General features: G+C 63.2%; 4 protein-coding genes. 1 reads left to right on the forward strand and 3 read right to left on the reverse strand.

The genetic code is table 11. The features are described 5' to 3' along the window. Nucleotides 1–106 precede the first annotated feature (106 nt). Nucleotides 107–1,693 (forward strand): indolepyruvate oxidoreductase subunit beta family protein, encoded by a 1,587-nt coding sequence (locus tag EOA29_RS30490; RefSeq protein ID WP_126090416.1) that lies wholly within the window; start codon nt 107–109, stop codon nt 1,691–1,693. A gap of 19 nt (nt 1,694–1,712) precedes the next feature. Here the strand turns inward: EOA29_RS30490 and EOA29_RS30495 are convergent, their stop codons facing one another. The 3 genes from EOA29_RS30495 to EOA29_RS41755 form a co-directional block, all read right to left on the reverse strand. Next, nucleotides 1,713–2,159, reverse strand: a complete 447-nt coding sequence (locus EOA29_RS30495) for a pyridoxamine 5'-phosphate oxidase family protein (protein WP_126090415.1) — start codon at nt 2,157–2,159, stop codon at nt 1,713–1,715. 16 nt (nt 2,160–2,175) lie between these two features. Beyond that, a complete protein-coding gene (locus EOA29_RS30500) occupies nt 2,176–2,604 on the reverse strand; it encodes a CBS domain-containing protein (RefSeq protein ID WP_126090414.1) in 429 nt (142 codons plus the stop codon). Nucleotides 2,605–2,687: 83 nt separating this feature from the next. Next, a partial coding sequence (locus tag EOA29_RS41755) for a hypothetical protein (RefSeq protein ID WP_210213186.1) occupies nt 2,688–3,123 on the reverse strand: 436 nt, incomplete at its 5' end.

Consider the following 3,123-nt stretch of genomic DNA (forward strand, 5'->3'; position numbering starts at 1 on the left):
GTCGTCCACAATCCCGGCCGCTGGGACCGTTTCCTGGAAAGCGCGCGCCGCGCTGCGATCGGCCTTTTGCAGCGCCGCCGCGAGAGCCGCCGTTTGATGTTCGCCGATGCTTGAACAGGCCTCACCCTTGCGCCCGAAGGTGGGCGCTACTGATGACGAGCGGGTGATAAAACTCGCCGTGCTCGCGGTCGGCGGCCAGGGCGGCGGCGTGCTCGCCGACTGGATCACCGATGTCGCCGAGCGCAGCGGCTACATCGCCCAGTCGACGTCTGTGGCGGGCGTCGCCCAGCGCACGGGGGCGACGATCTATTACATCGAAATGGCCCGCGACACCGGCCGGCTGCCGGTCTTCGCGCTGTCGCCCTCCCAGGGCGACGTCGACATTTTGATCGCCGCCGAGCTGATGGAAGCCGGCCGCGCCATCATCCGCGGCTTCGTCACGCCCGAGCGCACGACGCTGATCGCCTCCTCGCACCGCATCGCCGCCGTCTCGGAAAAGATCGAGCCGGGCGACGGCCGCGCCTCATCGGAGAAGGTGCACGCGACGGCCGAGGCCGCCTCAAAACGCTTCATCGCCTTCGACATGGAAAAGATCGCCGTCGAGAACGGCACGATGATCTCGGCCAGCCTGCTCGGCGCGCTGGCCGGTTCCGACGCGCTGCCGTTCGCGCGCGAAAGCTACGAGCAGGCGATCGGCGCCGGCGGCCGCGGCGTCAAGGCAAGCCTCGCCGCCTTTGGCGCTGCTTACGATCGCGCGCGCGGCATCGCTGCGGCGCCGACCGGGGGTACGGCTGCGGCGAAACCCGCTGCTCCCGAGACTCGCCCAGTCGCGAAGGTCAGCGGCCCGGAAACCCTGCTGATTGGCTGGCAGGAGCTTGCTGCCCGCGTCGCGGCATTGCCAGAGCCGGTGCGCGACATGGCCGAACGCGGCCTGAAGAAGGTCGTCGACTTCCAGGACATCGCCTACGGCGGCGAATATCTCGACCGGCTGGACAAGGCGGTTCCGCTGGACAATGCGGAACGCGGCTACGCGCTGTCGATTGCCGCCGCCAAGCATCTCGCCAACGCCATGTGCTATGACGACATGATCCGCGTCGCCGACCTCAAGACGCGCTCGACCCGTGACAGGCGCGTGCGCAAGGAGATCGGCGTCAAGGAAGGCTCGGTCCTCCAGGTCACCGAATATTTCCATCCGCGCATCGAGGAGTTCTGCGGCACGCTGCCGGTGGGGCTCGGCAGCTACATCGAGAACCGGCCGAAGCTCGCTGCCTTCCTCGACCGCCGCATCAATCGCGGCCGCCATATCCGCACCGACAGTTTTGCCGGCTTCGCCACGCTCTGGTTCATCGGCGGCCTGCGCCGCTGGCGCCGCCGTCTGCTGCGCCACAAGGTCGAGATGGAGCATCTGGAGCGCTGGTACGAACTGGCGCTCGCCCATGCGCGCGAAAATTATGCGCTCGGCACAGAGATCCTGAACTGCCGCCGGTTGATCAAGGGCTACAGCGACACCCACGCCCGCGCCCAGTCGAAATTCGACCGTGTGCTCTCGGCGCTTCCCATGCTCAAGGGCAGAGAAGACGCCGCCGACTGGCTCCGCCGCCTGCGCGAGGCGGCGCTGAAGGACGAGAAGGGCGACATGCTCGACGGCGCGCTGAAGACCGTAGCGACGCTTGACGACAGCCCGGCTTTATAAGCATTCGAAAGTCGACAGCCTATTCACTTGCTTCCCGTCCCGAGACTTGCTCGACATGGATCCGGTAAAAAACGTGCGGCAAGTTATCTGACACGGGAGGCATGACAGGCTTGAGCGCACCGGGCTCCCACCAGTCCGCGTGCTTGCTCAGCACCGACCATGCATGCTCGCGCTGAGCCTTGTGGCCGACCAGGTCCGGCAGTTCCTCATAGCGGCCGTCGACAATCACGCTTCTCCATCCGCGCCCGTGGGTGTGTTCGTCGACCTGGGCGCACACCAGGGGATTGGCCCGCATCCAGTCGATTTTCTTACCCGGCAAAGAGAACGAATAGAGGTGATTGTCGGCGTAGGCATAGTTGAAGCACACGAGGTAAGGTTGTCCATCCTTCGCACATGCCAGATGGCCGGCACGATTGGCCGCCAGCAGTTTCGTGCATTCCAGAGTCGAGAGCGTGCGGATCATCATCGGCCCGATCTCCTATTCAGCCTTGTACATAGCGCACAAGTTGATCGATGTTGAACTCACGGTCCGCGATTATGCTTTTCATGAGGTCGCCAATAGATATCAGTCCTACGAGACGCCCATCACGCAAAACCGGGAGGTGCCTGATTCGTTTCTCGGTCATCAGGGCCATGCAAGCTTCGGTGCTCTGCCCCGGCTCCACATAGGCGACGTCCCGTTCCATAACGTCACGAATCCGTGTCTTCGGTGATGACCTGCCCTTCAGAAATACTTTCCTGGCATAATGTCGTTCAGTGAATATGCCGACGAGATTGTCGTCCTCTTTGACCAATACCGCCCCCACGTTTCTCCTTTCCATCATCTGGAGCGCATGCAAAACCGTGTCATCGGGGCGAACGAAGTAGATATCGTGGCCCTTGGCGTCGAGGATTTGCTGGACCGTGGTCATAACAACCTCCGTCGATCAGTTCCCGTCATCAAGCACCTACTAATAAATCTAGTGCGGGACACGTCATGGCTCATTGACGTGAATCAATTCGCCATGCGGCAAAGGCTTGCCGTGCCAATGGCAAACCGCCAGGATGCGCAGCCGTCGAAGGCAAGTGCCGCGATGCGCGGCTCGACATTCATGCCCGCGCCCAGTCGAAATTTCGACCGCGATCTGTCGGCGCTCGCCGTGCTCAAGGGCGCGACGATGCCGCCGACTGATCCGCCGCCTGCGCAAGCAGGCGCTGAAGGACGAGAAGGGCGACATGCTCGACAACGCGCTGAAGACTGTGGCGTCACCCAACGAAAGCGTCCGTCGATAACGAAGATGTGATCCGCCCCGCTCCGACGGGATTCGGCCGTGCCTTCCGTTTCACGGCGGTAGGGATGAATCACGGAGACGAACCTTATGCTGACCAGATATTTTTTGCCCATCGCATTGGCCGCCGACACCTTGCTGTCCGTCGCCGGCGCGCAGGCC

Source organism: Mesorhizobium sp. M1E.F.Ca.ET.063.01.1.1, assembly GCF_003998155.1.
GTDB lineage: Bacteria > Pseudomonadota > Alphaproteobacteria > Rhizobiales > Rhizobiaceae > Mesorhizobium.

Bases quoted from the DNA above. Each gene is read 5' to 3' on its own strand.
- EOA29_RS30495 (WP_126090415.1), bottom strand. From the start codon at position 2,159: ATGATGATCCGCACGCTCTCGACTCTGGAATGCACGAAACTGCTGGCG.
- EOA29_RS30500 (WP_126090414.1), bottom strand. From the start codon at position 2,604: ATGACCACGGTCCAGCAAATCCTCGACGCCAAGGGCCACGATATCTAC.
- EOA29_RS30490 (WP_126090416.1), top strand. From the start codon at position 107: ATGCTTGAACAGGCCTCACCCTTGCGCCCGAAGGTGGGCGCTACTGAT.